Genomic DNA, 24785 nt, shown 5'->3' on the forward strand with positions numbered 1-24785 from the left:
CTATTTGCTCAATGTGTTCGGCTGAGATCGGAAATCAACCTAAATTCGCAAACGGTTGCATTATTTGTTTAAACGTCTAAGTTTGTTACAAATTGATTACGTTGCTGATTTACAGCTCATTGCCTACTAAAACGTGATTTCCCAATTACTTTCACAGATATATACAGACACTCTGTTCATTAACGCCGCTTTTAGGTTAATCCCAATGCGCCTGCGTGCCGCTATTTTGTTTAAACAGACATAACTTGACTAATTGTATAACTTATGCTCTAGTGCAAGTAGTCGTTGGGGACGTTCTTAAACGACTAGTCAAACAAGAACGTCCCCAACGACTAGGGGCTAGACGATGTGGAGAGGGTTAGCGGCGTCGACGGCGTCGGGGGCGTCAGAAGGGCCGCCGGGGGCAGCGTCTGCCGGATCCTCGTCGGGGGTCTCGATCTGCTTGATCATGACCTCTTGGCCCTGGAGCAAATAGGTATCGCCACTGCCGCAATGGGGGCAGGTCTTGCCGTGCTCGACTGTCGCATAGTCGCGGCCGCACGCCTCGCAATGCGTCACGGCCTCGACGGGCTCCACGATAAGCTCCGCGCCCTGCGTGATGGACTTTTTATCTGCCGCCCAGCGCCAAGCGTCGAGCAGCAAGTCGGGAACGACGCCCGAGACCTCGCCCAGCAGCAGCGTGACGCTCGAAACGCGACGCACGCCATTGGCGCGCGCCACGTTCTCAACATCGCGAATAATGTGATAAACGATTCCCAATTCATGCAAGGTAGAAACCTTTCAACAACGGTTGATGCGATGCAAACTCAAAGCAAGGGGACGGCGAAATCTAGTCTGCGCCGTCCCCTTACCCGCCATGGTTACCTATTTACGACCGAACTTGATTTTGATTGCACGCTTTAAAGCATACTTGCCAAGGCTCGGGAGCTTTTGCTCGTATTTGACCATCGTGGAGCACTCGGGGCGATCGCGATCCAGATGGATGGCATCGAACGCGCACTTGGTGGTGCACAGGCCGCAGCCGATGCACTTGTTGGGGTCGACGATTGAGGCACCGCAGCCAAGGCAACGGGCGGTCTCGGCGCGCACCTGCTCTTCGGTAAAGGTCTCGACGTACTCGCTGAAGGGCGCGGCCTTCTCGCGCTCGTGGTCCACGTGGGCAACCTCACGGCTCGCGTTGTCATAGCTCTCGATCACGACATCGTCGCGGTCGAGCGCGGCGTAGCGGCGCTGGTTGCGGCCGATGGTGAGCGTGGAGCCCGGCTGCACAAAGCGATGGATGGACACGGCGGCCTCGTGACCGGCGGCGATGGCGTCGATAGCAAAGCTGGGACCGGTGTAGACGTCGCCGCCCACAAAGATGTCGGGCTCGGCGGTCTGGTACGTCTGCGGATCGGCAAGGGCACCCTGGCTGCGGCCGAGCTCCACCTTGGAGCCAGCCAGCAGGTCGCCCCACACAATGGACTGGCCAATCGACATGACGACACGGTCGGCATCGACACGGCGCAAGTCGTTCTCGTCATACTCGGGCGCAAAACGGCCCTCGTCGTCAAAGACACGCGTGCAGCGCTTAAAGGTGATGCCGCACACACGGCCGGCCTCGTCCAGATGGACCTCCTTGGGGCCCCAACCGCAACTGATGTGCGCGCCGTCCTCGATGGCCTCGCGACGCTCTTCCTCGCTGGCGGGCATCTGCGCCTCGCTCTCCAGGCAGAACATCTCAACGTGCTCGGAACCCAGACGGCAGGCGTTGCGGGCAACGTCGATGGCCACGTTGCCGCCGCCCACCACGATGGTGCGGCCGGGCAGCGCATCGATCTTGCCACTGTTGACCTCGCGCAAAAAGTCGACGGCCACGGTCACGTCCTCGGCGTCCTCGCCCGGAATGCCGGCAAGGCGGCCGCCCTGGCAGCCAATGGCAACGTAGAAGGCCTTAAAGCCCTGCGCGCGCAGCTCGTCGAGCGTCACGTCGCGGCCGACTTCCACGCCATAGCGAAACTCGGCACCCATCAGGCGAATGACCTCGACCTCCGCCTCGATAACATCCTTCTGCAGCTTAAAGCTGGGAATGCCATAGGTGAGCATGCCACCCGGGCGCTCGTTTTTCTCGAACACGACGGGCTTATAGCCCTTCTCGGCCAGATAAAAAGCGCAGGACAGACCAGCCGGACCGGCACCGATGATGGCAATCTTCTGGTCGAAGCCGCCAGCACGCGTCGGGGTCACCACGGGCGGGACATAGCGGGTCGCTGCGTCCAGATCGCGCTGGGCGATAAACTTCTTGACTTCGTCGATAGCCACGGCGGCGTCCACACGACCGCGGGTGCAGGCATCCTCACAGCGGCGATTGCACACACGGCCGCAGATAGCGGGCAGCGGGTTCTCGCGCTTGATGAGCGCCAGGGCCTCGTCATAGCGACCCTGCGCCGCGAGCTTCAGATAGCCCTGAACGGCAACGTGCGCGGGGCAGGCCGTCTTGCAGGGCGCGGTGCCGGACTCATGCGTCTCGATGCGGTTATCGTTGCGGTAGTTGGGCGACCACTTGGTGTGGTCCCACTTGGTGGCATCGGGCAGCTCCTGGCGCGGATACTCGGGTACCTGTCCACCGGCCTTTTTGCTGCAGAGCTTTTGGCCCAGCTTGGCGGCGCCGGCCGGGCACACCTCAACGCAGCGACCGCAGGCAACGCACTTGTCCTTCTCGACCTTGGCAACATAGGCCGAGCGCGACAGGTTGGGCGTGTTGAACAGCTGAGAGGTGCGCAGGGCGTAGCACACGTTGACGTTGCAGTTGCAGATGGCGAAGATCTTGTTCTCGCCGTCGATATTGGTGATCTGGTGCACAAAGCCGTTGTCCTCGGCCTGGCGCAAAATGTCGTAGACCTCGTCGCGCGTCACGTAATGGCCACGGTCGGTCTCGACCACGTAGTCGGCCATATCGCCCACGGCGATGCACCAATCGGCCGGGTCGTCGGCGCAGCCCTCTCCCATCACGCGACGGCTCGCGCGGCAGCTGCAGGTGCTGGCGGCATACTTGCCATCGTATTTGTCGAGCCAATGCTCGATATGCTCGATCGGCACCGACGTGCTCGCGGCATCGATGGCCTTCTCGACCGGAATGACGTGCATGCCGATACCGGCGCCTCCGGGCGGCACCATCGGCGTGGCCTTGGACAGCGGTCCCTTGGACGCCTGCTCAAAGAACTTGGCATAGACCGGGTGCTCCTCGAGCTGGCTCACGCGCATGTTGAGGAACTCGGCGGAACCCGGCACCAGCATGGGCAGCACCCACTGCTTGGCGCGCTCGGGATTTTCCCAGTTGTACTCGAGCAGACCCGTGTAGCTCATGTCGTCGAGCATCTTCTCGATATCGGCCTCGGGCATGCCGGTGAGCTTGACCATCTCGGGCAGCGTATAGGGACGGCGCATCTTCATCTTGCAGAGTACCTCGGCCTGCTCGTCGGTTGCGGCCTCGGCAAACGACCAGTACTCGTAGCCCAGCAGCTCGTCGCGATGCAGCAGACGGTTGGTGCAGTGCTCGCACAGCTTGACGATGGCCTCGCGCGGATGCTCCGGCAGCGGCGGCACGAACTCCGAACCGATGTCAGGCTCGGTGTAGCTAATTCCCGGTCCGTTGAGAATCATGGTTGTCCCTTCTCTTGCCGCAGCCCGACGAGGCCGCGGCGCCCCTCTTTTTTGCAGGCCGGACATGCCCCCATGCCGTTCACCCGCCATTAGTTGACATTGTGTCAAAAATAGTATTGACGAACCGTCAACAATATTCAAGACTGTTAGGCGAACGGTCAGGCAAAAGAGGATGGAAGGCGGCAAAACATGGGCGGCAAAACAGCAGATACCTCTGTGGTCGATGCCGTCCCCGCATCCGATAGTGCGGCAAAGCGCCTGACGGGCGACGAACGCCGTCGCGAGATCCTCGATGCCGTGCGCACCGTAAGCTCCGAGCTGGGCGTGTCCCACCTATCGGTATCGGCCGTGACCAAGCGAGCCGGCTGCACGCGTTCATTGTTCTACCACTACTTTGCCGATATGGACGCCGCCGTCACCGCTGTTATGGACGAGGCGATCGACGGCTTTATCTCCGAGCTCGAGCAGTGGAACGCCGGCCGCACGGTTGGCGACATCGAGGGGGCGCTCGACACCGTCGCCCCGCTCTTTAAGCGCCTGGTCGCCAGCGGCCACGAACTGCCGAGCACCCTGACCTCCAGCAGCGGCGCGCTCTACGGCGGCTTTTTGCACAACGTGGTCCAACGCGTGGCGCAGTATATCTGCGACACCACCGTGGTGGATTTTGTCGCCCATCATGAGCTACGCATCGACCATGTCTACGAGACGTTCTACACCCTCATCATGGGGTTGTTGATGTATATCCGCACGCACCCCGATGTGCCCGACGAGACAGTCAAGGAAATCATCGCCTCGACACTCCACATCGAGGGCTATACCGCCAAGTATCCGGAGCGCAAGCCCCAGAACTGACGACATTTGGCCAAACTGCCCGCGATCGGAAGAGGGGCCGCGGGCGTGTGAAAGGAGAGCAGCATGCTGTTCGATGTTTGGGGTAGCGATACCCTTATCCACTGGGCCGGCTGGGCCATGGTCTTTATTGGCCTGATCGTGCTCAACGAGGTCGGCCGCCGCACCAAGCTGGGCGCGGCAATCATCTTTGGCGTGGCTCCGCTGGCCATGACCATCTACTGCGTCGCCATCGCCATCGGCGTTTCGCAGGGCGCCGAGTGGGCGCTCACCAACCCCACCCATGTGTACCAGAACAGCTGGTTCCACTACGCCAAGGTCTACGCGGCGTTGGCCGGTTGCTGGGGCTTCATCGCCATTAAGTATCAGTGGGGCAAAATCGGCAAGGCACACTGGTTCCGCGCGTGGCCGTTTGTGATCGTCGCCATCAACATCATGATCGCCGTCGTGTCCGACTTTGAGAGCGCCTATCACTTCTTTGTCCTGGGCCAGTCCACTTGGGTCACCTCCGAAGGTGCTACGCAACTTGCCGGCTGGAACAACGTGTTCAACGGCATCGCCGGTATCATCAACATCTTCTGCATGACCGGTTGGTGGAGCGTCTACGCCTCCGAGGACAAGACCGACATGCTGTGGCCCGACATGACCTGGGTCTACATCATCGCCTACGATATCTGGAACTTCTGCTACACCTACAACTGCCTGCCCGCCCACTCCTGGTTCTGCGGCTTTGCGCTGCTGCTGGCGCCCACCGTCGCCGCCTTTATCTGGAACAAGGGCGGCTGGATTCAGAACCGCGCCTTTACGCTGGCCATTTGGTGCATGTTTGCCCAGGTGTTCCCGTTCTTCCAGGAGGAGTCCATCTTTGTGACCCACTCCACGCTCGACCCCGTCGCCGCCACCGCGGTCTCGATCGCCGCGCTGATCGCCAACATCGCCGCGATCATCTACATCGCCTACCGCGCCAAGAAGCTCGGCCGCAATCCCTACAAGCAGGATGTCTTTGAGGGCACCAGCGATTGGGAGAAGGCTACCGCTCGCCGCGCCAAGGTGGATTACGCACACGCCGAGTAACGCGCCCGGTGCACATGCCGCTTGAATGCGAAGTCGCCTGGCCGACTCCGCGCAATGCAACGTATTGCATACCCCCGGAAAGCGATTTGCCCGCTTTCCGGGGGCTTTTTGCTGTTGCGCGCATCCATATTCAAAACCTCTCGCACAGATAAAATCAGATTTCCAATTGCCTGACAGCTCTATATGACCCTGTTTTTGGGTACATTGTTGTCCCGATATTGAGCTTGGGGGATGTATGAAAGATGAAACGATGGGCCAAGAGGATGCGGCCCAAGATGCAGAAGCTTGCGCTGAGGCCTTGGAGAGCTTAGACCGGATTTCACTCGATGAGATTGCGTTTGACGATTCGGGCGCTGACGTGCAGGATGAGCCGGAAGCCGAGGCGCAGTCCGATGATCAGGATGCAGACGACGTTGAGCCTGCCGAGGATGAGGCAGATCACGAAGACACCGAAAGCGAGGCCGGCAACCAGCCCGAATCCGACACGGGCGAGGAAACCGTCTTGCTCGACAGCTTGCCGGCCGAGGATTCGCTGACCCGCGAGCTTCCTGGCCTGGGTTCCGCACCAGCCGTGGACGAGACCATCGCCATGGGCGATATTCCCCTACCGTCCGTTCCTTCGGCACGCGAAGCCGAGGCTCGTCATCGTAAGATGCCGCCCAAGCGCCGCAACCTGATGGTTGCCGGCGTTGTGGCCGTCGCGCTCGTCGCCGGCGGCGCAGGCTATGCTGCCTGGAACGGATATCAGCAAGAGCAGGCTGCCGCTGTCGCCGCCAGTGCGCACACGATGATGTCGGTGCAGATTGGCGTGCATGCCGCGGGACTCGACTGCTCCACCGGCTCAAAGATCCCCGTGCAGGTGAGTGGCCAGGACTCCGACGGCTCTTCTGTGAGCGAAACGCTCTACGTTGACGAGCACGGCCGCGGCATCAAACTGCTGCCCGGCGATTACACGCTCTCCATCGCTGCCTCCCCCATCGCGGCCGACGGCACCATCTATACCGTCCCGACCACTAAGACGCAGGTCACCGTTAAGAGCGATGGACAGGATTTAAGCGCCCAGGCTGCCTTTAAACTCAAGGTGCCTTCGGCCGACACGGTAACCAACGACCAGATCGACGCCGCCGCCAAATATGCCGAGGAGGGAGGCACGAGCTCCGCCGCCACCGCCAAGGTGCTCCAGCAGGCGGCAACTGCGCGTCGCAATGCTGCCGTCAATGCCGTGGGCGCGCAAAAGGCACAGGCGGCCCGTGATGCTGACGCTCGCCACAAGGCAACCGACCTCTACCAGCTCGATATTCCCGTCGAGTGGTACGGCAAGGTCGAGACTTGGCAGAATGGCAGCACGCTATGCATCTATCTTGCCGGCGACAGCGATACGCCGCTTGTGACGCTTGTCACGGTGCGCGACGGCGAAAGCTTTACGCCCGATGAGGGCGACGCGGTTTTGGGTGCGGCAAACCTCGGCAACGGCTACACCGTCTACGCCAGCGGCCCCGTTTATCCATACGTGGTGCCCCAGACTATCAACGGGCGCACGCAGAGCCCCGTGTCGACCTATCCCATGGACACGGCCATTGAGCTTGTCGAGCTCACGACCGGCAACCGCTATACGTATAGCCAGATCAAGAACGACCTGGTTGGCAAAGACGGCAACGCAGACGCCGCGACCAAACTCGAGACCGACTATCTCGCCCAGATTCTCCTGCCGAGCATCAAGGCCCAGGACTAGCCTGGCGCAGCAAGGTGCTCCCCAACTGTGATGAAGGAGCCAGGAGGTCCTGACCCCACAGGTCCATAGATGATTAGGCAAGGAGCCACTTCCATGCGGGCATAACGTGTACCACACCGTGCTCGCACGGAATATCGGTCTGTTCATCCATGGTAACGATTGCCGACTCGCCAAGATCGAACTGGACCATCGAGGCATCAAGCGCGGCAATTTCGCGCTCGCGCGTTTTCTCGCTTGTCATATCCACACTTACCTGAATCAGGCCGTAAGCCTGCATGAGCAGTGCATCCCCAGCCACAAAGTCCACCTCATGGCTTTTATTCTTATCTTTAATCAGCAGGCGGCAAACCGAACCGGACCGCACGGCTGGAGCCCTTCTTCTGAGCGCATTGAACACCGCAGTCTCGAGCCTCTGGCCCTGATCAAATGCCGATGCGGGAGAGAATGCTCCGAACATCGCAGGATCGACAGCGTAGACTTTAGATGCGGACCGCGCATTATTTGCAAGTGAGCGCGTGAACTCCGGCACCGAAAACAACAGGTAGGCGTCCTCGTAATACTCAAGTAAGTCGCCGAGCGAATTACGACTGACGGGTATCTGCCTACTTTTGAACTCGTTGTACACCTTGTTCACTGACAGCTCTCGTGCCGAAGATGCCATACACCGCGTCAGGAACAGTGAAGCCAAACGAGGGTTCTTGATGTCGTAGCGCTCAACGACGTCCATGGCGACCGTTCGCGACGCATATTCCTGTAGCAGCTGAATCGCGTCCGCGGGCGTCTGCTCTAGCGTCGCGATGAATCCCCCTCGCTCAAGATATCCGATCAGATGATGTCGAAGCAGTGCTGCATCGCTCGATGAAAAGGGTGCATCCGGCTCAGGAACGCTCCCCGTCTTATATCGGACGTATTCCGAAAAACTCAACGGAAACAGCTCTCGCACAAGAGAGCGGCCCCTGAACTCGCTCTTAAGTTCCGAGGACAGCATCTTAGAAGAAGATCCCGTCACGTAGACGGTCGCTTTCTTCGTATCGACCACACGCCGCAGAAACGCACCCCATTCGGGAATTTCCTGGATTTCATCGAAGAAAATGTAGGCGCCCTCGGTTCGAGCAGCAGGATATAGCGCATAGAATGTATCGAGCACGTCCGTTAGCAGCGACGGCTCATACGGACGCAAGCGCTCATCCTCAAAATTGAAATAAAGCATCCGGTCAAGCTCGATACCTTGACCCTGAAGCCGCTGCATCTCCTGATACAGGCGATACGTCTTTCCACAACGACGGGCTCCCACAATCAGATTTACGATGTTGTCGCGCTTGGGTTCCTGCGGGTTTCCCAGATCAAGGTCGCGCTCAAAGACCTGTGGAACTCCTTGTTGCTCAAAGTCCTTTATTTTCTGGGCCACCAAGTCGTTGAATGCCATGATTCTCCAATCTTGCTTATATGCTAATCAAGATTATATCGATTCTTGATTAGCAGGAGAGCAAGATTACGTGTAACTTGATTAGTAGCTAAGCAAGTTTTTCTGTTGCCGAACATCAAAGGCCAGGGCTAGCGGCTCCTATTAGATGCTGGCTCACATAGCAGCCCAAGTAGCTAAAAGAGCCCCGTCCCAAATGAGTTCGTTAGCGCCAGGGGTCGGCTTCGAACAGCGGCTCGCGCTCGGGGCGGCGGTCGCTGTAGGGATCGTAGCCGTCGTCATCCTCGTTCTCGGCACGGATGTAGGGGTCGCGCGGCTTGGGTGCCGGCTTAGGCGCAGGCTTGGGTGCGGCGGGTGCGGCATCGGTCGCCGGCGTGTTCGTCTTGTTCTTGTCTGTCATCTGCGCATCTCCTTGCATCGCATCCGTTCAACATCATCGATTGTCGCACGAAAAAGGGCGGCGGATCCAATTGGATCCGCCGCCCTTGGCGTTTTGCGATGAGGGGCGGTTTTAAGCCGGTCCCAAAATCTACTCGGCGTCTGGGACCTCGTAGGTGGCCGTCGGCGTGTTATCGCACACGACGGTAAAGCCGCCGTCCTTGTCGGCATCGACCGTCACCTGATCGCCCTCGCGCACCGTACCGTCGATGATGGCGGCGGCGATGGCGTCCACGACCTCGCGCTGGACCAGGCGCTTGAGCGGACGGGCGCCAAAGACCGGGTCCAGGCCGCCCACGGCGAGCATCTGCTTGGCCGCCGGGGTGATGGCAAGCGTCATGCGCTCCTTGGCCAGACGTGCGCGGACGTCGGCGAGCTGAATATCGACGATCTTTTCGATCTGCGCCATGCCGAGCGGATGGAACACCACGATATCGTCGATACGGTTGAGGAACTCGGGGCGGAAGGTTTGAGCCATGGCCGCGTCGACCTGATGGCGCATCTCCTCCTCGTCCTTGCCGGACAGATCGGCGATAGCCTTGGAACCCACGTTGGACGTCATGATGATAATCGTGTTCTTGAAGGACACCTGGCGACCCTGGCCATCGGTCAGACGGCCGTCGTCAAGCACCTGCAATAGCACGTTAAAGACATCCGGATGAGCCTTCTCCATCTCGTCGAGCAAGATCACGGAGTACGGACGACGGCGCACGGCCTCGGTGAGCTGGCCGCCCTCGTCGTAGCCCACGTATCCCGGAGGCGCACCGATCAGACGCTGGACGCTGAACTTCTCCATATACTCGGACATGTCGATACGCACGAGCGCGCGCTCGTCATCGAACAGGCACTCGGCCAGCGCCTTGGCGAGCTCGGTCTTGCCTACGCCGGTGGGGCCCAGGAAGAAGAAGCTGCCGATGGGCTTGTCCGGATCGGAGAGACCCGCACGGCTGCGGCGCACGGCCGCGGCCACGGCGGACACGGCCTCGTCCTGGCCAATGACGCGCTTATGCAGCTCGCCCTCCAGGCCCTTCAACTTGTCGAGCTCGCCCTGCATCATCTTGGACACGGGCACGCCGGTCCAGGCACTCACGACCTCGGCGATCTCATCGGAGGTCACCTGCTCGTTGAGACCCTCGCCGTCCTGCCGCTTTTGCGCCTCGAGCGCGGCCTCGGCATCCTGAATCTGCTGCTGCAGACCCGGAATCACAGAGTAGCGCAGCTCGGACGCACGGCCCAGGTCGCCGTTGCGCGTCGCGCGCTCCTCTTCGCTCTTGGCCTCGTCAAGCTGGCCCTTGAGCTCCTGCACGTGGTCGATGGCGTTCTTTTGGTTGAGCCAGCCGGCCTTTTGCACGTTGAGCTTTTCCTGGACCTCGGCAATCTCCTGGCGCAGGGCTTCCAGACGCTCCTTGGAGGCGTCATCGGTCTCCTTCATGAGCGCCTGCTCCTCGATCTGCAGCTGGGTGAGCTGACGCGTGGTGGCGTCGATCTCGACCGGCATGCTGTCGAGCTCCATGCGCAGGCGGCTTGCGGCCTCATCGACCAGGTCGATGGCCTTGTCGGGCAGGAAGCGGTCGGCGATGTAGCGATCGGAGAGGTCGGCGGCGGCCACGAGCGCGCTATCGGTGATATGCACGCCGTGGAAGATCTCGTACTTCTCCTTGAGGCCACGCAGGATCGAGATGGTGTCCTCGACGGTAGGCTCGCTCACCATAACGGTCTGGAAACGACGGGCGAGCGCCGCGTCCTTCTCGATGTACTTGCGGTATTCGTCAAGCGTGGTCGCGCCGATCGCGTGCAGGTCGCCACGAGCGAGCGCCGGCTTGAGGATATTGCCGGCGTCCATGGAGCCCTCGGTGGCACCCGCGCCCACGATGGTGTGGAGCTCATCGATGAACAGGATGACCTTGCCCTCGGACTTTTGCACTTCCTTGAGCACAGCCTTCAAGCGGTCCTCGAACTCGCCGCGGTACTTGGCGCCGGCGACCAGCGCGCTCATGTCGAGCTCGATGAGGTCGCGATCGCGCAGGGTGCTCGGCACGTCGCCGGCCACGATACGCTGGGCGATGCCCTCGACGATGGCCGTCTTGCCGACGCCCGGCTCGCCGATGAGCACGGGGTTGTTCTTGGTGCGGCGGGACAGGACCTGAATAGTACGACGGATCTCGTCGGTACGGCCGATGACCGGGTCGAGCTTGCCGGCGCGGGCCAGGTCGCAGATGTTGCGTCCGTACTGCTCCAGCGCCTCAAACTGGGTCTTGTCCTCGGCAGACGTCACGCGGTCATCGCCACGCAGCTCCTCGTAGACCTGCTCGATGCGCTCCTTGGTGACGCCGGCGTCGCGCAGTACGCGGCCCGCCTCGCCCTTGTCCTCGGCAAGCGCCATCAGCAAATGCTCGGTCACCACAAAGCTGTCGCCCATCTTGGTGGCCTTCTTCTCGGCCTTCTCGATGACGCGGACGAGCTCATTGGACAGGCCCATCTGCTGGCCCTCGCCCGAAACCTTGGGCGCGCGGTCGATGGCATCTTGTGTGGAGCGCGCAAGCTGAGCCGGGTCGGCGCCGATGCGCTCGATGATCACGGAGATATTGCGCTCGCCGGCACCGAGCAGGGCGGACAGCAGGTGAATCGGCTCCACCGCGCCGGCCTGCGCGTCGGCAGCCGTGCTCATGGCGGTCTGCAGCGCCTCGCGCGACGTCATTGCTAGCTTATCGATTCTCATGGAATCACCTCTCTTGGGGCGGCCGCCCTACGGGGCGGCTTCACGTTGTTCGAGAAGTATTGTTGCCAGCTTTGTACGATCTTATACACAAATCTAAGTCTCTATATATAAGATTTTCTGAGTGATTGATGGATAGGGTACTGAGATGTCAGCCCGCCGCTGCCCAGGCGCACTACCGTCTCGATCTGTAACATCTAGCAGCCATTTTTGATCCTAGATGTTACGGATCAAGATGAAATGACCAGCGGCAACCGTTTGTCTCAATCTGTAACATCTACTCGGCAAATTAGGGTCTAACTGTTACAAATCGAGACGAACGAAGACACCTGAGTCGAAAATCTAAATCTGTAACACCAGGCCCACTTTTAGCGGCCAAGATGTTACAGATCGAGACAAACCGAGAACTACTACAAAGGGGACGGGTACCTTTGTGGTAGTCGCGGTCTCTACTCCTTCGCCGAACCCGTACTTCCCGATTCGACGGTCCAGGGCATCTCATCCTCGAACAGCCATGTACGGGCAGACCCACTATCGCGTGCAGTCTGCGGGTCAGGCAAGCAGGTCTGTTTATAGGCATCTTGGATACACTGACCCATAAAATCGTTGAGCTCGGTCTGGTCGCCCTCCATGACATAGGCGACATCGCCGTCCATGATGTAGATGCCCGGACCCTCATTGCCCTCGTAGCCCGGATCGTACGAGACATCACATAACTTTGCGCCGTTTGCAGTGTCCAGCTCGATGGAAGAGTGGCATCCGCCAACCATGTCGTTCGCTTTTGCCCGATAGGACGCATATCTGTACCAACGCTTAAATGTTTTGCCCTTGAGTAGCTTGGACGCCCTATCGATCAGGCTTGTATCCGTGGTATAGCGCATGGCCCCAAGCTGAATACGCGGATAATTGCTAATACCCAGCACAGCCGGCTGCTCATCAAAATCAACGGTAATGGTCTCGGGCTTGTCGTCGCCGGTCAGAAGTTCGACAGATTGAGTCACAGGCTTGACCACCGGCTCCGTCACCGCAGCAGGTAGAAACGCCATGCCGACAGCGCCCATGCCAACCACAGTGATCGCAAGCGCCAAAACAATCAATCCAATACGGGCAGGACTTCTCACAGCAAAGCACCTCGCAACGCAAACCTTCGCTACCTGCACTAATGATATCGCCAGCCAGCACTATTACCAAAAGAAGCCGCGCGCTCCTCACCACCACAAAGGGGACAGGCGCCTTTGTGGTGGTTCTCGGTTTCGACGGCCAGCTGTCACACGTTATGAGATTAAAATTGAATTGTTAGCTGAGATTATTCATTTGTCATCGAGCTTGCCTGCTCTTAGTCTCGAGGAGCGCATATGAAGCCGCCTCATTCCACCGGTCGCAACGTCATCGCCATTCTCGCCATACCCATCGTGATGCTCTTCCTTATCGTCATCACGCCCTTTTCCCTTGGTATCACCTCGCCCTTCGATTTATGCGGAATGGTCGACGCCGGCTCGCGTGCCACCTCGCTCTCCTTTATCTGTCGCGGCGTGTTTTACGAAGATGGAATTCCCACCGGAATTTGGCAGTCAAAGTTGCCACTGCTCGGTCAGATCGACGGATGCTCCCCCTATTTCTGCCTTGGACCTCAGGCGCTAAACTATCTAATCGACGACCAGCCACTCGACTCCATCACCCTCGCCTACGACTACGCACCAAACACCGATGAGCGCCACATGAACCAAGTCCTCGACAAGATGCTTGGACAGTGCGGGCTCACCGAGGAGGCCGGTCGAACCATCTATAGCAACCAGAAATTAAAGCGAACAGAACTCCGCCGTGTCGGAAAAATCAAAGGGCGAAACGGGGCCGCCTACTGGGATGCCTGGGCAACACGCGACAAGGGCGAATTCGGACACAGCACCTATATGGTCACTGTCTACACCAAAGATGGAATCAAGGACGATGTTGACGATTTCGCGTCATCCAAACTCGGCATCCCCAAAACAACCAAACCCGCCAACCCGGATGATATTCTGTAGGGCCGCCCATTAACATGCCGCTCAACGATCACAACAACATCGAGCTCGTCCCCACCACCACAAAAGTGCCTGTCCCCTTTGTGGTGGTCCAAAAAAGAAGCCGCTCCGATAACAGAGGCGGCATCAAGCAAGTCTATTTTTAGCGTCCCTCAAGACCCAACGAGAACGTCGCGGTAGCCCCTGCCACACCTTTCCCTCGGGCGACCCTCGCGAAGCGCGTGAGCACGAGGGAAAGGTGTGGCCGGGGCGTACAGCAGCGTTACTCGGCAGCGGCCTTGAACTTGTTGTAGTTGATCAGGCAGCCGGCCTTGACGATGGCACGCTCCTCGGCCGTCATATCGGCAATGTAGAGCTCAATCTGCTCGACCGCACCATCGGCGTGCACCACGTAGGCGGCGATGTCCTTCAGGTCGCCATCGAGCGCGGCACGGATACCCGGCACAAAGACGTAATCGCCCACCTCAAAGTTGGGCTCGGCCTCCATCTGGAAGGGCACCATGCCCCAGTTCATCACGTTGGAGCGATAGCGCTTGGTGGCGTACTCGTGGACGATGTTGGCCAGGCCGCCAATTACGCGCTGGCAGCTCGCGGCCTGCTCGCGGGCGCTGCCGTCACCAGGCTTCTTGGCGTAAATCATGGAACCGAACTCGGTCGCCTTGGCATCGGCCGCGACACCCGCGCCGGCCAGCGCCTCAAACACACCGGCAAGCTCGGCATCGAGCGCCGCCAGGTCGCTCGCGGACTCGCCGGAAACGCGACGCTTCTCCACAGCGTCGACCTCCTTGGAGCGACCCACGTAGGCCGGGTCGCGGCGGCTGAGCGTAAACTCAGCCAGGCCCAGCGGATTGGAGCGGAAGGAGCTCGTCTCGCCCGAGGGAATGAGCTCGTCGGTCGTGGTGACCAGGTCCATGATCTTGGAGCACACCTTGAGCAGGATATCGTCGCCGAGCGGCTCCATCGCGGGCCACGGCTTGATGTTGGGGCCCTCAACCAGCTCGTCGGCAGGCTCCGCCTTGCCAAAGCCCCAGTACACACGCTTTTTGTACGGTGCGTCATCAAAGGTGTACTCGCAGGCCTCGTCCCAAGTCTCCTCGGGCAGGTCGGTCGCCGGCGTCAGAACGCCGCCGTTGGCAGCCGTCGCCGCAATGGAGCGGGCGTCCATCAGGGCCACGGCGCTCAGCTGGCCATTGCCCGGCTTGGAACCCTCGCGGTTGGGGAAGTTGCGCGTGGTGTGGCGAATGGACAGGCCGTTGTTGGCGGGCGTGTCGCCGGCACCGAAGCACGGGCCGCAGAATGCCGTGCGCACGATCGCGCCGGCCTCCATAAGGTCGTAGATATAGCCGCGGCGTGTAAGCTCGAGTGCCACGGGCTGGCTCGTGGGATAGACCGACAGCGAGAACTCGCCGCAGCCGGTGTTGGCGCCCTTGAGCACGCGGGCAGCCTGGACCACGGAGTCGTAGTTGCCGCCCGAGCAGCCGGCGATAACGCCCTGCTGCACGTGCAGCTTGCCGTCGACGATCTTGTCGAGCAGGCTAAAGTGCGTCTTGCCCTCGCCGATCTTAGCGGCCTCGAGCTCGACCTCGTGCAGGATGTCCTCGAGGTTCTCGTTGAGCTCGTCAATCTCAAAGCCGTTGGAAGGATGGAACGGCAGCGCGATCATGGGCTTGACGCTCGACAGGTCGACCTCGACGCAGCCGTCATAGTAGGCGACATCGGCGGGCTTGAGCTCGCGGTAGTCGTCACCGCGGCCGTGCATGGTCAAAAACGCGTGTGTGTCCTCGTCGGTAGCCCAGATGCTCGACAGACAGGTGGTCTCGGTGGTCATGACGTCGACGCCGTTGCGGTAGTCGGTCGTCATGCTCGCGATGCCGGGGCCCACAAACTCCATGACCTTATTCTTGACGTAGCCCTTGGCAAAGACGGCACGGATGATGGCGAGTGCCACATCGTGCGGGCCAACGCCGGGGCGCGGGGCACCCGTGAGGTAGATGGCGACGACGCCGGGATAGGCGACATCGTAGGTGTCGCGCAGCAGCTGCTTTGCCAGCTCGCCGCCGCCCTCGCCCACGGCCATGGTGCCCAGAGCGCCGTAGCGGGTGTGCGAGTCGGAGCCCAGGATCATCTTGCCGCAGCCCGCCAAGTTCTCACGCATAAAGGAGTGGATAACGGCGATATGCGGCGGAACGAAGATGCCACCGTACTTCTTGGCAGCCGAGAGGCCAAAGACGTGGTCGTCCTCGTTGATGGTGCCGCCCACGGCGCACAGCGAATTATGGCAGTTGGTGAGCACGTAAGGCAGCGGGAACTGCTCCATGCCCGAGGCGCGCGCCGTCTGGATGATGCCGACAAAGGTGATGTCGTGGCTCGCCATGGCATCGAAGCGAATCTTGAGCGCCTCGGGGTCGCCGGACGTATTGTGTGCCTGAAGGATCGAATACGCGATGGTGCCGCGCTTGGCATCCTCGGGCGTCTGCGTAATACCACGCTCGGCAGCCTCGGCCGCAGGCACAACCTCGCTGCCACGGCGCAGGTAGATGCCGTCCTCGTACAGCTTGACCATACTGTCTCCCACTCTGCCCAAAAGATTTGGGCGCATAGCATACATTCGTTCAATATCGTGCCATAGAACGGTTGCGAGTGGGTTGCGAATCTACACGTTCACTTTATCTCAGTAAAGTAAAGGACGAGCCCAGCGTGGGCCGGCAGATTTGGTGCAAGAGTGTCCCTTTCGACTAGTCATTTAAGAACGTCCCCAATGACTACCCTACCGCATCCGGAGCAAGGCAGCGCCGCAGGTAGAGGACGGACAGCGAGCGACGTCCAGAGCGAACAAGTTGGCATGAAAAAGGCAAGGCATAGACCTTCTGGTCATGCCTTGCCTTTTGAATGACAAATTGTCGCTCTGGCGGGCTTGCAGCGTCGAGCCGTTACGCGGTTTGGTAAAACCGCGTAACTATAAGTCCCCGCCGGCGCCCAGTAGCTTGCGCATGACTTGCTCGGGGTTGACTGAGCCGTCGCGCGGGGCCAGGGCGGTGATCTTCTTCTGCATCTTATACTCGTGCAGCTCGTCCTCGAGCTGGCGTACGCGGGCGCGGAGCTTCTCGTTCTCGCGCTCGCGCTCCTCAGCACGCTCCTTCATATCGAGGATGCGCACCACGCCGGCGAGGTTGATGCCCTCATCGGTCAGTTGGTTGATGAGTTCCAGACGCTCGATATCGGCGCGCGAATACAGGCGCGTGTTACCGCCCGAGCGCTGAGGATTCACCAGGCCCTTGGACTCGTAGACGCGCAGAGTCTGCGGGTGCATGCCGGTCAGCTCGGCCGCCACGCTGATCATGTACAGCGGTTTGTTCCTATTGTCCTCGGCCATGCTACCTGACCCCTTTCCGTCTCGTTATCGTCCATCATAAGCCCGCGGGCGCGGGCGTGCGCCATGACCGCTCTAGAACGTCGCCTTGTAACGGTTGACCTTCTCGCGATAATCGCGCGTGTCGGCCTCGCGCAGCTTGGTCATGGCATCGCGCTCATCGTCGGACAGGTTCGTGGGAACCTGCACCTTGATCTCGACGAGCAGCGCACCCGTGCGACCGCGATGCTTAACGTCGGGTGCACCCATCTCCTTAAAGCGGAACTTCTTGCCCGTCTGGGTGCCCGCCGGCACCTTCAGACGAACCGTCGCGCCGCCGGGTGTGGGCACATCCACCGTGCAGCCGAGCGCCGCCTCATAAACCGAGATCGGCACCTCCATGGTCACGTCGGCACCCTTGCGCTTAAACAGCGGATGCTCCTCCACATGCGTGGTCACGACCAGGTCGCCGCGCTCGCCTCCGGCAACGCCATACTCGCCGCGACGCTTGTAGCGTAGCTTGCCGCCGTCGACCGCACCCGCAGGCACCGAGACCGTGATGGTCTGCTGCTCGCCCGTCGAGGGAATGCGGTAGGTGACCTTGTGCGTCACGCCGCGAAACGCGTCCTCGGCTGTTACGTCGACAGTCAGCGACAGGTCGCCGCCCTTGCGCGCACGGTTGCGGCCCGCGCCCGCACCGGCAGCGCCCGCGGCCCCGGCAAAGCCCGAGCCCCAATCGCTGCCCCAGGCGCCGTTGCCGCTAAAGATGCTGTCGAAGATATCGCCCCAGCCGCTGGCGCCCGCGCCGGCACCGTAGCCGCCGCCATACGCTCCGCCCGCGCCCGGCATGCCGCCGAACATGAGCATCTGGTCGTACTCTTTGCGCTTCTTCTCGTCCGAAAGCGTCTCGTAGGCCTCGCTAATCTCCTTAAACTTGGCCTCGTCGCCGCCGGCATCGGGGTGATATTTTTGCGCGAGCTTGCGAAACGCGCTCTTGATCTCTTTGTCGGAGGCGCTCTTGGATACGCCCAGGATGTCATAGAAGGTTTTGCCTGCAGCCATCGTAGCTCCTCTCCTGTTTCATCCGCCGTCCAGCGGACGGCGGCTCATGCTTTCATATGGCACTAGGCCAGAAAGGGCCCCGGGTGTTGCCCCGGGGCCCTTCTCAATTACTCCTCGGTGCTCTCAGCCGTATCGGCCGCAGCATCCTCGGGCGCCACTTCGGGCTCCGGTGCGGGGCGCTTCTCGCCACCGTAGGTCACCGTCACCATCGCGGAGCGCAGAATGCGGTCCGCCATGCGGTAGCCCTTCTGGTACACATCGTTGACGGTCTCGTCGTACTGCGATGCGTCCTCGACGCGGCCCACGGCCTGGTGCTCGAGCGGATCGAACGCCTCGCCCTTGGGGTCGATGGGCTCAACGCCCTCGTGCGCAAACACATCGAGCAGCTTGGCATGTACCGCATCGACGCCATCGACGAACTGCTTAAAGTCGTCGGAAAGCTCCTGGCTGCGGGCATGGTCGATTGCACGCTCGATATCGTCAACCACCGGCAACAGCGCGGTGACAAGCTTCTCGGTCGCGCGCTCGCGCTCGGCGATACGCTCGCTGGCGGTGCGGCGACGGAAGTTCTCCCAGTCGGCCTGCAGGCGGGCGGTACGCTCGGTGGCGTCCTTTGCCTTGTCCTCGGCGGCCTTCTGAGCCTCTGCCGCAGCATCGAGCTCTTTGCGCACGTCGGCAAGCTCCTTTTGGGCCTGCTCGAACTTGAGCTTAAAGTCGTTGTCGGCGGCTTCTTCACCGGCGCGGATAGCGGCTTCCACCATCTCGTCCTCGGTCATCGTCGCCTCCTTGTTGGAATCCTCTACCTGGTTCTCGGCAGCCTCGGCGGCCTCGGCCTCGTTGGCCTCGGTATCGTCGACGGCCTCTACGGGAATCTTCACGTCCTTCTCCTCAGAGTCAACGGGGGCGGCGCCAGCGGCGGCCGCCTCCGTGCGAGCTTTACGGGCGGACATGATTACTTGTCCTCGTCGTCCACAACCTCGTAGTCGGCGTCGACAACGTCATCGTCGGCAGGCTGGGCACCGGCGGCACCGTCGGTCTGCTGCTGAGCGTCGGCGTAGACAACCTGGGCCAGCTCGTAGGCCACGGACTGCAGGGACTCGCCGGCGGCCTTGATGGCCTCGACGTCAGAGCCCTCGAGCGCCTTCTTGGCGTCGGCAATAGCGGTCTCGGCCTTGGACTTCACGTCGGCGGAAACCTTGTCGCCCAGCTCGTTGAGGGTCTGCTCGGTGGAGTAGCACAGGCTGTCGGTCTGGTTGCGAACCTCGACCTCTTCCTTCTGCTTCTTGTCCTCCTCGGCATGAGCCTCGGCGTCCTTGACCATACGATCGACTTCGTCGTCGGACAGAGCGGTGGAGCCGGAAATGGTGATCTGCTGCTCCTTGCCGGTGCCCTTGTCCTTAGCAGAGACCTTGACGATGCCGTTGGCGTCGATGTCGAAGGTGACCTCGATCTGCGGCACGCCGCGGCGGGCAGCCGGGATGCCGGTCAGCTGGAACTTACCGAGCGACTTGTTATCGCGGGCAAGCTCGCGCTCGCCCTGGAGCACGTTGATCTCGACGCTGGTCTGGTTGTCGGCAGCGGTGGAGTAGACCTCGGTCTTGGAGGTCGGGATCGTGGTGTTGCGGTCGATCATCTTGGTCATGATGCCGCCCATGGTCTCGACGCCCAGCGACAGCGGGGTAACGTCGAGCAGCAGGATGCCCTCGACGTCGCCGGTGAGCACGCCGCCCTGGACGGCAGCGCCGTCGGCAACGACCTCGTCGGGGTTCACGGACATGTTGGGCTGCTTGCCGGTCATGGTCTTGACCAGATCCTGGACGGCGGGCATACGGGTGGAGCCGCCGACGAGGATGACCTCGGTCAGATCGGAGAGCTTGAGCTTAGCGTCGCGCAGGGCGTTGGTGACAGGCTGCTTGCAGCGCTCGAGCAGGTCGCGGGTGATCTTCTCGAACTCGGCGCGGGTCAGCGTGTAGTTGAGGTGCAGCGGGCCGGACTGGTTCATGGTGATGAACGGCAGGTTGATGGTGGACTGCTGGGCTGCGGAGAGCTCCTTCTTGGCGTTCTCGGCGGCCTCCTTCAGACGCTGCAGGGCCATGGGGTCCTGACGCAGGTCGACACCGTTCTCCTGCTGGAACTTGTCAGCCATCCAGTCGATGACGCGCTGATCCCAGTCGTCGCCGCCCAGGTGGTTGTCGCCCGAGGTGGACAGAACCTCAAACACGCCGTCGGCGAGGTCGAGGATGGAGACGTCGAAGGTACCGCCGCCCAGGTCGAAGACCAGAATGCGCTGGTCGGTGCCCTGCTTGTCCAGGCCATAGGCCAGAGCAGCAGCGGTCGGCTCGTTGACGATACGCTTGACGTTGAGGCCGGCGATCTTACCGGCGTCCTTGGTGGCCTGACGCTGGGCGTCGTTGAAGTAGGCCGGGACGGTGATGACGGCGTCGGTGACGGTCTCGCCCAGATACTTCTCGGCGTCGGCCTTCATCTTTGCGAGCGTCATGGCGCTCACCTGCTCGGCGGTATAATCCTTGCCCTCGATATCGACGACGGCACGGCCACCCTGGCCCTCCTTGACCTCATACGGCACGGTCTTGATCTCGGAGGTGCACTCGGAGTACTTGCGGCCCATGAAACGCTTGATGGAGAACACGGTGTTCTTGGGGTTGGTGACAGCCTGGTTCTTAGCGGCCTTACCCACGACGCGGTCGCCGTCGGCACGGAAGCCAACAACGGACGGGGTGGTGCGGTCGCCCTCGGCGTTCACGATAATGGTCGGAGAACCGCCCTCGAGGACGGCCATTGCGGAGTTAGTAGTACCAAGGTCGATACCAAGAATCTTACTCATTAGAAATTCCCTCTCTCTTGTGCGTTCGCGCCGCCTCGACGGTCTGTCGTGTGGCGCTTCGGCTTGTCTTTCAGGATGTAGTGTATCCCCTTATGGGCCGGAATATACAAAATCTAAGTCAATTCATATAAGATTTCTTATCTCTGAGAGTTTAGGTTCTCAAATGCGCAGGTAGATGCACTGTTTGAGTTCTCGGCAGATCTATTGAGATCTATGTAGAGATGGCTGAGGTTTGGGCTTGGGAGCGCACATGGCGGCCCCGGGCTTCCCTGGGGAAAGTTCGACCCGTTTTTCGGCCAAATAATGGGATGCGGTTTCCGCAAGCACACTCAATCGCGCAATATTGTAAGTCACCTATAGCTAACATTTGCGCAGCTCAACGGCCCCACCTGCGCGTTTTTTAGTAAACCTTGGCATACTCGGCGAACGGTATGAAGATGCCGGCCAGAGGGTATTGCAAACGGTCGCTCCCGTGGTATGTTTTTGCCCGAATCAAACCGGCGCGCATCGCCTGTAGCGTCGGTCAACAGAGAGGAAACTACCATGGCTCATCCCGTAATTGATGCCGACGAGTGCATCGCTTGTGGCGTTTGCGTCGACTCCTGCCCCGCTGGCGTTCTGGAGCTCCAGGACGTCGCTACCGTCGCTGACGAGGACTCCTGCGTCGCCTGTGGCGCTTGCCAGGACGCTTGCCCCGCCGGCGCGATCACCGAGATCGTCGAGGAGTAACAACTCCCCCGCTTGCACACTCACAAGTACACCGTGCACAAAAAGGAGGCCTCCGCATCGCCGCGGAGGCCTCCTTTTGCATGTGTTCTAGGACAAATCATCCTCGTAGGGCATTAAATCGGCAAGGTAGCCCTTCTCCTTGAGCATGGCCTCGATCTCGTCGAGAGTTTGCTCGTCATCTGCCGCAATGCGATGGAAGTGATAGCCACTCGTCACCGTTAATAGTGGAAAGCTCTTGCCGCTCTCGATATCGTGCAGGTAGCGCTCAACATCGCGACGATTGCGAATGTCCAGGTCGGCCGTGATCTTACCGTACACGCGGTGATTGACGATCACGTTGAGCACGGCGCCGCCGGCGTCGACGATACTCGTGAGCTCATCGCCTGCCTGCTCCACGCTGTGGCGAACCTTGACCAAGCGCGTGGGCACGGCGGGGCTGCTGGGGGCCTCCTGTAGTACATAGCCGCGATTGGTGGCGACGATATCGTGCCCGTCGGCGCGCAGCAGGGCGATGTCCTGCACCACGACCTGACGGCTCACGCCCACCTCGCGGGCAAGAGCACTGCCCGAGACAGGATCTTTGGCTTCCTCGAGCACGGCCATGATGGAACGGCGACGCTCGCGTGCATTCATTATTTACCGTCCAGTAGACGCAGGTGCTTAAGCGAGAGGTCGAGAATAGGCGCAGAGTGCGTCAATGCCCCCGAGCTAATAAAGTCAACGCCCAGGTCGGCGAGCGCGCGGACATTGTTGGCGTCCACGTTGCCCGAGCACTCGGTCTTGGCGCGACCGGCGATAAGCTCAATCGCTGCAGCCATGTCGTCGTGGGTCATGTTGTCGAGCATGATAATATCGGCACCGGCCTCCACGGCCTCGCGTACCATGTCCAGGTTCTCACACTCAATCTCGACCGTCATGGTAAACGACGCATGGGCGCGCGCCATCTCAATCGCGCGCGCCACGCCACCGGCGGCGTCGATGTGGTTGTCCTTGAGCATGACAGCCGTCGACAGGTTATAGCGATGGTTGCTGCCACCGCCGATCTCGACTGCGGCCTTCTCGAAGACACGCATGCCCGGCGTGGTCTTGCGCGTGTCGACAAGCACGGTCTTGGTGCCCTCGAGCGCCGCCGCCATGTTGTGTGTGTAGGTGGCGATACCGCTCATACGCTGCAGATAGTTGAGCGCCACGCGCTCGCCCGAAAGCAGCACGCGCGCGTCGCCGCGCACCTGGCCCACGTGGTCGCCGGCGTGCACCTCGTCGCCGTCCGCGACATCAAACAGCACCGAGCTCTGCGGATCCAGCAGCTCAAAGGTGCGGGCGAACACGTCCAGGCCGGCGATAACGCCGTCGGCCTTGGCGATGAGCTCAACGGTAGCGGGGCGCGCCGTGGGGCACACGCTCGCCGTACTCACGTCCTCAAACGTGATGTCCTCGCGCAGAGCCTGCAAAATCAGATCATCGACGACGAGCTTCATGGTAATGGGATTCATGGTCTACTCCTCCACGGCCTGCGTGCCGGCGGCACGGGCCAAATCATCGATTGCAAGGGTATCGGCGCTCAGGGCGCGGTGACGCCCGTCAAGTGCGGGCTCACCGGCTTGCTCCACGGCCAGCGACTTGCCTGTGCGCATGTACCACGCGGCGCGGCGGCCCCAGACCAGCGCCTCGAGCAGGCTGTTGGAAGCCAGGCGGTTCTTGCCGTGCACGCCATTGCAAGCCGTCTCGCCGGCGGCGTAGAGCTCGGGCATCGAGGTGCGGCCGTCCTTGTCGACCCACACGCCGCCCATAAAGTAGTGCTGCGTGGGCGTAACGGGAATGGGATCATCCAGGATGTCGCGACCGTCCTCCAGGCAGCGCGCGCGGATGTTGGCAAAGTGCCCGGTCACCACGTCGCGCTCGACGGGGGCAAAGCTCAGCCACTCGTGCTCGGTGCCGTCGAGCTTCATCTGCTCGCGAATAGCGGCGGCGACCACATCGCGCGGCTGCAGCTCGTCGGTAAAGCGCTCGCCGGCGGCGTTGAGCAAAATTGCGCCCTCGCCGCGGCAGCTCTCGCTGATCAGGAAGGTGCGGCCCGGCTGCGGCGAGAACAGCCCCGTGGGATGAATCTGCACGTAGTCCAGGTGCTCCATCTTAATGCCATGCTCCTGAGCGATGTAGCAGGCGTCGCCGGTGAGCTGCGGGTAGTTGGTCGAGTGATCGTATACGCCGCCGATGCCGCCCGTTGCCCACAGCGTGTGGCGGGCATGGATCTTAAACGGCTCGCCGGCATGCACGCCCTCGGCGGCATTTGTCAGCTCGTCGGCGGGACGAACCGAGTTGTCCTCGTCCACGGAAACGGCGACGACGCCGGTGCACGCCGTGGAGCCATCGCGCTCGGCAGTCAGGATATCGGTCATGGCAACGTGTTCGAGAATCTGCACGTTGTCCAGCTTGCGGACAGCCTGGAGCAGTTTGGTCGTAATCTCCTTGCCCGTAATATCGGCATGGAAGGCGATGCGCGGGCGGCTGTGCGCGCCCTCGCGGGTAAAGTCGAGGCTGCCGTCGGTCTTGCGCTCAAAGTCCACGCCCATGGCCAGCAGGTCGTTGATGACCGAACGGCTCGAGCGAATCATGATGTCAACACTCTCGCGGCGGTTCTCGTAATGGCCGGCGTGCATGGTGTCCTCAAAGAAGGCATCGTAGTCAGAGCCCTCGGGCAGTACGCAGATGCCGCCCTGCGCGAGCATCGAATCGCACTCATCGACGGCGCCCTTGGAGAGCATGATTACGCGCGTGCTCGTCGGCAGATTGAGAGCCGCATACAGGCCCGCCACGCCGCAACCGGCAATGACGACGTCGCACTCCATGTCGGAGTATTGTTTGGTTTCCACAGGAATCCTCTCCCTTGTAATGTGACATAAGG

At 61.0% G+C, this 24785-nt stretch carries 19 protein-coding genes; 5 read left to right on the forward strand and 14 right to left on the reverse strand.

The window, feature by feature from the left end; translation table 11 throughout:
* Positions 1 to 339: 339 nt before the first annotated feature.
* Both DW151_RS07720 and DW151_RS07725 read right to left on the reverse strand, forming a co-directional pair.
* Positions 340 to 768 carry a hydrogenase maturation nickel metallochaperone HypA gene (locus tag DW151_RS07720; protein WP_117736762.1) on the reverse strand — a complete coding sequence of 143 codons (429 nt, stop codon included), beginning with the start codon at positions 766 to 768 and terminating at the stop codon, positions 340 to 342.
* Between the two features lie 96 nt (positions 769 to 864).
* Positions 865 to 3642, reverse strand: a complete 2778-nt coding sequence (locus DW151_RS07725; protein ID WP_199579924.1) for an FAD-dependent oxidoreductase — start codon at positions 3640 to 3642, stop codon at positions 865 to 867.
* 189 nt (positions 3643 to 3831) lie between these two features.
* Between DW151_RS07725 and DW151_RS07730 the strand changes: the two genes are divergently transcribed.
* The 3 genes from DW151_RS07730 (at position 3832) to DW151_RS07740 (ending at position 7297) form a co-directional block, all read left to right on the forward strand.
* Positions 3832 to 4494 carry a TetR/AcrR family transcriptional regulator gene (locus DW151_RS07730; RefSeq protein WP_118093969.1) on the forward strand — a complete coding sequence of 221 codons (663 nt, stop codon included), beginning with the start codon at positions 3832 to 3834 and terminating at the stop codon, positions 4492 to 4494.
* A 63-nt stretch (positions 4495 to 4557) separates the two neighbouring features.
* Positions 4558 to 5565, forward strand: a complete 1008-nt coding sequence (locus tag DW151_RS07735) for a DUF5692 family protein (protein WP_118335229.1) — start codon at positions 4558 to 4560, stop codon at positions 5563 to 5565.
* 235 nt (positions 5566 to 5800) lie between these two features.
* Positions 5801 to 7297, forward strand: a complete 1497-nt coding sequence (locus DW151_RS07740; RefSeq protein ID WP_147351773.1) for a hypothetical protein — start codon at positions 5801 to 5803, stop codon at positions 7295 to 7297.
* Between the two features lie 73 nt (positions 7298 to 7370).
* On the opposite strand, the gene DW151_RS07745 is transcribed toward DW151_RS07740, so the two are convergent.
* The 4 genes from DW151_RS07745 to DW151_RS07760 form a co-directional block, all read right to left on the reverse strand.
* The gene (locus tag DW151_RS07745; RefSeq protein ID WP_118335233.1) at positions 7371 to 8723 is read right to left on the reverse strand and encodes an ATP-binding protein; all 1353 of its coding nucleotides are present in this window, start codon (positions 8721 to 8723) and stop codon (positions 7371 to 7373) included.
* A gap of 202 nt (positions 8724 to 8925) precedes the next feature.
* Positions 8926 to 9120, reverse strand: coding sequence for a hypothetical protein (locus DW151_RS07750; RefSeq protein WP_232049598.1), 195 nt, complete (start codon positions 9118 to 9120; stop codon positions 8926 to 8928).
* A 129-nt stretch (positions 9121 to 9249) separates the two neighbouring features.
* Positions 9250 to 11877: an ATP-dependent chaperone ClpB gene (gene clpB, locus DW151_RS07755; RefSeq protein ID WP_118335235.1), complete on the reverse strand. Its 2628-nt coding sequence runs from the start codon at positions 11875 to 11877 to the stop codon at positions 9250 to 9252.
* Positions 11878 to 12323: 446 nt separating this feature from the next.
* On the reverse strand, positions 12324 to 12995 hold the full coding sequence (locus tag DW151_RS07760; protein WP_147351774.1) for a hypothetical protein: 672 nt from the start codon (positions 12993 to 12995) through the stop codon (positions 12324 to 12326).
* 234 nt (positions 12996 to 13229) lie between these two features.
* Between DW151_RS07760 and DW151_RS07765 the strand changes: the two genes are divergently transcribed.
* A complete protein-coding gene (locus DW151_RS07765; protein WP_118335239.1) occupies positions 13230 to 13898 on the forward strand; it encodes a hypothetical protein in 669 nt (222 codons plus the stop codon).
* A 259-nt stretch (positions 13899 to 14157) separates the two neighbouring features.
* On the opposite strand, the gene DW151_RS07770 is transcribed toward DW151_RS07765, so the two are convergent.
* The 5 genes from DW151_RS07770 to dnaK all read right to left on the reverse strand — a co-directional run bounded on the left by DW151_RS07770 (position 14158) and on the right by dnaK (position 21151).
* Positions 14158 to 16458, reverse strand: a complete 2301-nt coding sequence (locus tag DW151_RS07770; RefSeq protein ID WP_118335241.1) for a hydratase — start codon at positions 16456 to 16458, stop codon at positions 14158 to 14160.
* 393 nt (positions 16459 to 16851) lie between these two features.
* Entirely contained in the window at positions 16852 to 17268 is a 417-nt protein-coding gene (locus DW151_RS07775; RefSeq protein WP_006235210.1) for a heat shock protein transcriptional repressor HspR, read from the reverse strand.
* 72 nt (positions 17269 to 17340) lie between these two features.
* Entirely contained in the window at positions 17341 to 18306 is a 966-nt protein-coding gene (locus tag DW151_RS07780; protein WP_118335243.1) for a DnaJ C-terminal domain-containing protein, read from the reverse strand.
* A 107-nt stretch (positions 18307 to 18413) separates the two neighbouring features.
* Positions 18414 to 19256 carry a nucleotide exchange factor GrpE gene (locus tag DW151_RS07785; protein ID WP_118335245.1) on the reverse strand — a complete coding sequence of 281 codons (843 nt, stop codon included), beginning with the start codon at positions 19254 to 19256 and terminating at the stop codon, positions 18414 to 18416.
* A gap of 2 nt (positions 19257 to 19258) precedes the next feature.
* The gene (dnaK, locus tag DW151_RS07790; RefSeq protein WP_117778744.1) at positions 19259 to 21151 is read right to left on the reverse strand and encodes a molecular chaperone DnaK; all 1893 of its coding nucleotides are present in this window, start codon (positions 21149 to 21151) and stop codon (positions 19259 to 19261) included.
* A 543-nt stretch (positions 21152 to 21694) separates the two neighbouring features.
* On the opposite strand from dnaK, the gene DW151_RS07795 reads away from it, so the two are divergent.
* On the forward strand, positions 21695 to 21880 hold the full coding sequence (locus DW151_RS07795; RefSeq protein WP_006235216.1) for a DUF362 domain-containing protein: 186 nt from the start codon (positions 21695 to 21697) through the stop codon (positions 21878 to 21880).
* Positions 21881 to 21967: 87 nt separating this feature from the next.
* Here DW151_RS07795 and DW151_RS07800 read toward each other — a convergent pair whose 3' ends face one another.
* From DW151_RS07800 to DW151_RS07810, 3 genes are read right to left on the reverse strand one after another with little or no spacing between them, the layout of a single operon-like run.
* Positions 21968 to 22513, reverse strand: a complete 546-nt coding sequence (locus DW151_RS07800; protein WP_118335247.1) for a transcription repressor NadR — start codon at positions 22511 to 22513, stop codon at positions 21968 to 21970.
* A complete protein-coding gene (gene nadC / locus DW151_RS07805) occupies positions 22513 to 23373 on the reverse strand; it encodes a carboxylating nicotinate-nucleotide diphosphorylase (RefSeq protein ID WP_118335249.1) in 861 nt (286 codons plus the stop codon). The genes DW151_RS07800 and nadC overlap by 1 nt, the downstream gene beginning before the upstream one ends.
* A gap of 3 nt (positions 23374 to 23376) precedes the next feature.
* Positions 23377 to 24753, reverse strand: coding sequence for an L-aspartate oxidase (locus tag DW151_RS07810; protein ID WP_233543369.1), 1377 nt, complete (start codon positions 24751 to 24753; stop codon positions 23377 to 23379).
* Positions 24754 to 24785 lie beyond the last annotated feature (32 nt).

Source organism: Collinsella sp. AM13-34 (assembly GCF_003473055.1).
In the GTDB taxonomy this organism is placed as follows: domain Bacteria; phylum Actinomycetota; class Coriobacteriia; order Coriobacteriales; family Coriobacteriaceae; genus Collinsella.

Excerpts from the sequence above, each read along its gene's own strand:
- DW151_RS07770 (WP_118335241.1), bottom strand. The coding sequence starts at position 16,458 with ATGGTCAAGCTGTACGAGGACGGCATCTACCTGCGCCGTGGCAGCGAG.
- DW151_RS07735 (WP_118335229.1), top strand. The coding sequence starts at position 4,558 with ATGCTGTTCGATGTTTGGGGTAGCGATACCCTTATCCACTGGGCCGGC.
- DW151_RS07740 (WP_147351773.1), top strand. The coding sequence starts at position 5,801 with ATGAAAGATGAAACGATGGGCCAAGAGGATGCGGCCCAAGATGCAGAA.
- DW151_RS07750 (WP_232049598.1), bottom strand. The coding sequence starts at position 9,120 with ATGACAGACAAGAACAAGACGAACACGCCGGCGACCGATGCCGCACCC.
- DW151_RS07780 (WP_118335243.1), bottom strand. The coding sequence starts at position 18,306 with ATGGCTGCAGGCAAAACCTTCTATGACATCCTGGGCGTATCCAAGAGC.
- DW151_RS07730 (WP_118093969.1), top strand. The coding sequence starts at position 3,832 with ATGGGCGGCAAAACAGCAGATACCTCTGTGGTCGATGCCGTCCCCGCA.
- DW151_RS07775 (WP_006235210.1), bottom strand. The coding sequence starts at position 17,268 with ATGGCCGAGGACAATAGGAACAAACCGCTGTACATGATCAGCGTGGCG.
- DW151_RS07725 (WP_199579924.1), bottom strand. The coding sequence starts at position 3,642 with ATGATTCTCAACGGACCGGGAATTAGCTACACCGAGCCTGACATCGGT.
- dnaK (WP_117778744.1), bottom strand. The coding sequence starts at position 21,151 with ATGAGTAAGATTCTTGGTATCGACCTTGGTACTACTAACTCCGCAATG.
- DW151_RS07785 (WP_118335245.1), bottom strand. The coding sequence starts at position 19,256 with ATGTCCGCCCGTAAAGCTCGCACGGAGGCGGCCGCCGCTGGCGCCGCC.
- DW151_RS07745 (WP_118335233.1), bottom strand. The coding sequence starts at position 8,723 with ATGGCATTCAACGACTTGGTGGCCCAGAAAATAAAGGACTTTGAGCAA.
- DW151_RS07800 (WP_118335247.1), bottom strand. The coding sequence starts at position 22,513 with ATGAATGCACGCGAGCGTCGCCGTTCCATCATGGCCGTGCTCGAGGAA.
- DW151_RS07795 (WP_006235216.1), top strand. The coding sequence starts at position 21,695 with ATGGCTCATCCCGTAATTGATGCCGACGAGTGCATCGCTTGTGGCGTT.
- clpB (WP_118335235.1), bottom strand. The coding sequence starts at position 11,877 with ATGAGAATCGATAAGCTAGCAATGACGTCGCGCGAGGCGCTGCAGACC.
- nadC (WP_118335249.1), bottom strand. The coding sequence starts at position 23,373 with ATGAATCCCATTACCATGAAGCTCGTCGTCGATGATCTGATTTTGCAG.
- DW151_RS07765 (WP_118335239.1), top strand. The coding sequence starts at position 13,230 with ATGAAGCCGCCTCATTCCACCGGTCGCAACGTCATCGCCATTCTCGCC.